The organism is Bartonella vinsonii subsp. berkhoffii ATCC 51672 (assembly GCF_902825225.1).
GTDB lineage: Bacteria > Pseudomonadota > Alphaproteobacteria > Rhizobiales > Rhizobiaceae > Bartonella > Bartonella berkhoffii.
This window is the reverse complement of record NZ_CADEAK010000029.1, coordinates 1-4,808: the sequence shown is the minus strand read 5'-3', so window position 1 is coordinate 4,808 and position 4,808 is coordinate 1. Positions and strand designations below refer to the sequence as shown.

Annotated in this window: 6 protein-coding genes and 2 pseudogenes; 3 read left to right on the top strand and 5 right to left on the bottom strand. The window is 32.5% G+C overall.

Annotation, left to right across the window (positions count from 1 at the left end; all coding sequences use genetic code 11):
- Nucleotides 1-325: 325 nt before the first annotated feature.
- From J7R10_RS07640 to ssb, 4 genes are all read right to left on the bottom strand, one after another.
- Entirely contained in the window at nucleotides 326-721 is a 396-nt protein-coding gene (locus J7R10_RS07640) for a type II toxin-antitoxin system HicB family antitoxin (protein ID WP_010704793.1), read from the bottom strand.
- Entirely contained in the window at nucleotides 718-918 is a 201-nt protein-coding gene (locus J7R10_RS07635; protein WP_004861476.1) for a type II toxin-antitoxin system HicA family toxin, read from the bottom strand. Before J7R10_RS07635 ends, J7R10_RS07640 begins: the two co-directional genes overlap by 4 nt.
- A gap of 68 nt (nucleotides 919-986) precedes the next feature.
- Nucleotides 987-1,523 carry a hypothetical protein gene (locus J7R10_RS07630; RefSeq protein ID WP_010704794.1) on the bottom strand — a complete coding sequence of 179 codons (537 nt, stop codon included), beginning with the start codon at nucleotides 1,521-1,523 and terminating at the stop codon, nucleotides 987-989.
- 10 nt (nucleotides 1,524-1,533) lie between these two features.
- Nucleotides 1,534-1,974, bottom strand: coding sequence for a single-stranded DNA-binding protein (ssb, locus tag J7R10_RS07625; protein WP_010704795.1), 441 nt, complete (start codon nucleotides 1,972-1,974; stop codon nucleotides 1,534-1,536).
- A 303-nt stretch (nucleotides 1,975-2,277) separates the two neighbouring features.
- Between ssb and J7R10_RS07620 the strand changes: the two are divergent.
- The 3 genes and pseudogenes from J7R10_RS07620 to J7R10_RS07610 all read left to right on the top strand — a co-directional run bounded on the left by J7R10_RS07620 (nucleotide 2,278) and on the right by J7R10_RS07610 (nucleotide 4,013).
- Nucleotides 2,278-2,470, top strand: a pseudogene (locus tag J7R10_RS07620) (hypothetical protein).
- A 69-nt stretch (nucleotides 2,471-2,539) separates the two neighbouring features.
- A complete protein-coding gene (locus J7R10_RS07615; protein ID WP_010704796.1) occupies nucleotides 2,540-2,968 on the top strand; it encodes a type II toxin-antitoxin system HicB family antitoxin in 429 nt (142 codons plus the stop codon).
- Between the two features lie 247 nt (nucleotides 2,969-3,215).
- Complete coding sequence (locus J7R10_RS07610; RefSeq protein WP_010704797.1) at nucleotides 3,216-4,013, top strand: hypothetical protein; 798 nt, start codon at nucleotides 3,216-3,218, stop codon at nucleotides 4,011-4,013.
- Between the two features lie 579 nt (nucleotides 4,014-4,592).
- Here J7R10_RS07610 and J7R10_RS07605 read toward each other — a convergent pair.
- A pseudogene (locus tag J7R10_RS07605) lies at nucleotides 4,593-4,808 on the bottom strand (hypothetical protein); the annotation flags it as partial.

The following is a 4,808-nucleotide window of genomic DNA, read 5'->3' as shown; positions in this document are numbered from 1 at the left end:
CTTTCATCATAGCTCCTTTTGGGGAATTATTTAATGACATAATAAGTCAAATATTGATTTTTGTTATTTGAAAAATGGATTAGCCAAAATTTGCGAGAAAACAGGGCTTTTTAGCCACGTTTCAAGTTCACATTTCACTGAATTTTGGGGGATATTTTTGAATTTTAGATACAATACAACCAATGTCGTATTATCATTAAATACGGTTTTTTACATCATGTCAATAGAAAAATCATGATCTTGTGTTTTTTTATTTTTTTGATCAAAATCTAGTGTTTTTAGAAATAAAATGGCATGCATTGACGCATCCAAAAAGTAAGAAAATCTAAATATTAAGCTCGTGACGCGCTGCTGTTGCCAGAAAAGCAGATCTTGTTAAGCCTCTTTCTTGTGCACAATCATCAATGGCACGTAAAAGTCCTCGTTCAATAGATATATTTGTGCGCACCACTTCAGCATCATTTTCAATAAAGGGGACTTGTATTAAAAAAGCTCCTTCGGCCAAAGCTGTTTTGACAGATTGCCGTTGTATGACTTCTTCAAATTTTGAAGGAATAGGCACTGTATCTATATCTTCACAATAGAGTTGGAGTGCTTGTGTTGCATTTGCGATTAAATTTTCTTCTTGATCAGCAGCAGAAAAAAGCCCCTCAAAATCAGGAAACTGAACACCAAAAGCAGAATCTTCATCTTTATGAACAAGAGCAAAAAATCTTTTCATTCTTCTTCTCCTTTTTTTAACCAACCTGCTTGTTGTGCGATAGAACGTGCTGTACCAATCGGAAGATTTTTTTTAGGATGTGGAACAATAACAACCTTACCGTCTTTTTTTAATTTATGATGAGAACCTTTTACTTTGACAAGTTCAAAACCATCACGCTTTAATTTTGCAATGATTTTTCGGCTATCTTGTTCCATTACCTAAACTCATAATGTGTAAATATATACACATTTTAATGATTTCTCATTTGATGTCAATTCTTTTTTTAACGACTGAAATGTTTATGAAGCGCGTTAAGCACAATACGCAGAGAATTAACAAGATATGGTAGTGATTGGTCTTCTATAACAAGATATTGTAAGGTGGCATAAAAATTATGTTGGCGATATAGATATTGTGCTTCTTTGATAACCTCTTTCATTTTCTCGTAACAATCAGTTGCTTTTTCAATCCACCGTTTTTGTGCTGCTTTATCTGATGAGGGGGTAAAATCATCATAAACAGCACTGGGTAAAGCTTTTGCACAGAGGTAATTGTTTCTGATTTGGAGATACTTTTGTGCTGCATCATATTGATCTTGATTGAGTTCGCTTTGCAAATAAAGCCGCCCGATATAGGTACCAGCAAGCGGATTTTTGGCGTCTTGTATGGTTAAACAGAAGCGTTTAGCACGTATTTCTATTGCTAATTGATCAACAGATTCACGCGGTGTTTTGACTCTTGAGATGCGTCCATTCGGTTCTCTTACACATCCCTGAATTCGTGGGCGTCCACGTTTTGCATGTTTTTTTCTTTTTATCACATTTCTTCAATCAAAATGGCATGCTATCATGAAGAGATATACCATAATCAGAAGCACCTGAAGCGATAGCATAACTTTGGGAAGTGACAGGTGAAGAAGATTGCTCTTTCTTTGCATCAAGTAAATACAATTCGCCTTTGAAGTGTGGCAAGACAATCTCTGTTGAGTAACGATCATAACCGTTTTTATCTTTCCATTTCCGTGTCTGTAATTTTCCTTCTACATAAACCTTTGAACCTTTATTCAAATATTGAAGAGCAGTTTTTGCTAAATGTGGATTGAAAACTATCACGGAATGCCATTCTGTCTTTTCTACTTTTTGATTGGTCTTTTTATCAGTATAGCTTTCAGAAGTCGCCATACGAAAATTGACTATTTCTGCTCCAGAATTCATGGTTTTGCTTTCGGGATTAGCACCAAGACGCCCGATTAATGTCACTTTATTTAGCATGCTTGTAAGTTCCATTTGATTTGCAATTTATACATGAAAAATCTTAGCATTATTTGCATATTTATTCAAATAATTCAGTAAATTAATAACAGTTTTTAAGGCATTACATTATAATTTTATTTGATAAATCATTCATCAAAAAAACATGTCATACAAATGGTACGGCTTTCTTATTTCTGCTTTTAACTTTTTAATTAAGTATTCTTTCATTAAGAGTCTGCATCAAACTTTTTTGTTCGATTTATTGTTGACTATCGAACCTTTTTATGCGATATTTATTGTATAAAATTAAGGGGAGGCTAAATGAAACGAGAAGCAATGCTTAGAGAATTACGTAAAGAAGCCAGAAAAAGAGGTATTCATTACAGTGAAGCTCCTAATGCAGGCAAAGGTTCACATTGATTTGGTAACTTTTGGAGACAAGACAACCGTTATAAAATCTGGTGAATTAACGCCACTTTACGTGAAGATAATAAAAAAACAATTGGGGATATGAAATTTGTAATTCAGATGCTTTTAATTTTTCGTTTCAAAAACATTTTGATCATGGCGAGGAGACCTAAATATGGAATATACTTATCAAGCAAAACTGGAATCTGATCCAGATGGTGGTTTTGTTGTAACTTTTCCAGATATACCTGAAGCAATAACAGCTGGAGAAAATAGAACTGAGGCATTAGAGAATGCTGTTGAAGCTTTGGGGTTGGCATTACGGAGCTATCCTATGCGCGGTTTACCTTTACCAGTACCACAGCAATATAAAGGTCTTGTAGAGGTTACGGTAGATGCGTGGAATGCTCTTAAACTAGCAGTGGTAGAAGCCTTTAATGAAGCGAATATCACAAAAACAGAATTGGCTAATCGTTTGGATAAAAAAGAAACAGAAGCAAGACGCATTCTTGATCTAAACTATCCAACTAAACTTCAGACACTAGAGCAAACACTGACTGTTCTTGGAAAGAAAGTCATTATTAAAATCAAAGATGCAGCCTGATTTCTTCTTTACTTAAAAGCAGGGAAGATGATCATACTTCCTTTAAACTTAAACAGCTTTTATAATAGATCTTCTAAAACTCATATTGCTTCTACAATTAAGATTCTATAGCCTTCATCTTTCACTTGAATGATTCTAAAAGATACGAGATATTTGAGATACAAACCACCTACTTCATAATAACCGAGATAACTTAGATAGTATCTATCACCCATAAGACTATAAACGTTGTAATTGTGTTAGCTTTATGAATACCATTAACTTCCTTTCTTATAAATATGAAATAGATACAGGCTCAAAATTAGTTAATACAAATTGTATCGATAAATTTTTGCAGGAAGGAACGTACACTCTTACCGTGAAGAATCAATGTGCTACCTTAATAATTGAAAAACTTTCTGGGGAATCAAGTACCTACTATTGGGTTTATGTTTTAACAGGAGAAGAAAGTTCTTATAATCCTGAAGTGATTGATTCCGAAAATGGCTTTCAAAGTGTTCCTAACCCACGTTCTAAAAAACAAATTGAACAAAATGAACAATATTTTGGAGTTTTGATTCCTAAAAAATTCATTCTTTTTTCTTCAAGTAAAAAGCTAAACCAATGCTTGCAGTCACACTACAAAGAAAATTTCAAGGAAGAAATTAATATTTTACCTGAGCTTATTGATAAGAAAGATTTCGAAAAAAAATTGCATTCAATTAAAGAAATAAAACTAAAATATAAAGAACAAAAACAATTAGAACTTTTTGGAAGGCAATCAGCAAAAAACTTAGTGGAGTTGGCTAAAGATTCTCTTGATGCATTTCCCACTGATGATGTTACTGAAATAGAACTCAGCTTAGATATCAAATTTAAAGAAGAAAATAATTTAAGGGAATATTTGTGGAATTTTTTAAAAAAAGATAAAGAAAATCCCATATTGCACAAATTAAATTTTGTGGGAAATACATATGATAAGTTCGATGTAATATTTAATACTGAGAGTTTTCAGCATAGAATCCCTATTAAAGCATCTAAAGATGCAAATGTCAAAATACCCTGAATAAAGTCAGTATTTTTTTTAATTCCTGAAAAACATAAAAATATAAAAACTATAATGCCAAACAAGGCTCTTAGCTGTTTATCTGTAAACATACTCATTTCCTGTGAAAAAATTATGATTTCAATTTTTTAAATTATTTTCTGATAGAAGGCACAAACTACCTTTAGTTTTTTCGCGTTTGCTTTCCTTTTAATAGCAACGTCTTCTATTGCGTCCAGTTGCTTTTAGTTAACCTCATCTATGATTTATCTACAGTTGATGATAGCTTTAAGCACTAAAATCTTTTAACCTTTCATAAAGATTAAAGAAACACTCTATTATTTCAAAAATACACGAAAGAACTTAATGACTGCTGCAATATTTCTTTACATTAATAATAGCTATTTATGTGTTTTAAACAAATATTTTGAAATTTTCACATCCTAAAATTCTTAATTTGTATTAAAGGATTCACTTAGTTTATAAATTTGGTACTGCATACAATTCTAGGAAGCTATTATACCTTAAAAAACTTTTTAGTCACTCTTAAAACGCATATCCAATCCAAAAATGATCATTATCTTTCACTATTTTACTGTCTCAAATGTTTTTCATTCTTCCGCCAATGCTTTTGAAAACTTTTTCAATCTCTTGCTTGTGAACAAGCGTTAGTGGTCTAAAATGCTCTTTCGCTGTTGTTTCTTTCAGTGCCTTTTCACGCGTGTTTTCAATCGCTCTCCGTACACTTCCGGCTTTGGAAAGAAGGGTATTTTCTATGGTTTGGCAATAAGCTAAAAGCTCTCCGCAAGTTGGCAT

Coding starts and splice junctions, on each gene's coding strand:
- J7R10_RS07640 (WP_010704793.1), bottom strand. CDS start 721: ATGAAAAGATTTTTTGCTCTTGTTCATAAAGATGAAGATTCTGCTTTT.
- J7R10_RS07635 (WP_004861476.1), bottom strand. CDS start 918: ATGGAACAAGATAGCCGAAAAATCATTGCAAAATTAAAGCGTGATGGT.
- ssb (WP_010704795.1), bottom strand. CDS start 1,974: ATGCTAAATAAAGTGACATTAATCGGGCGTCTTGGTGCTAATCCCGAA.
- J7R10_RS07615 (WP_010704796.1), top strand. CDS start 2,540: ATGGAATATACTTATCAAGCAAAACTGGAATCTGATCCAGATGGTGGT.
- J7R10_RS07610 (WP_010704797.1), top strand. CDS start 3,216: ATGAATACCATTAACTTCCTTTCTTATAAATATGAAATAGATACAGGC.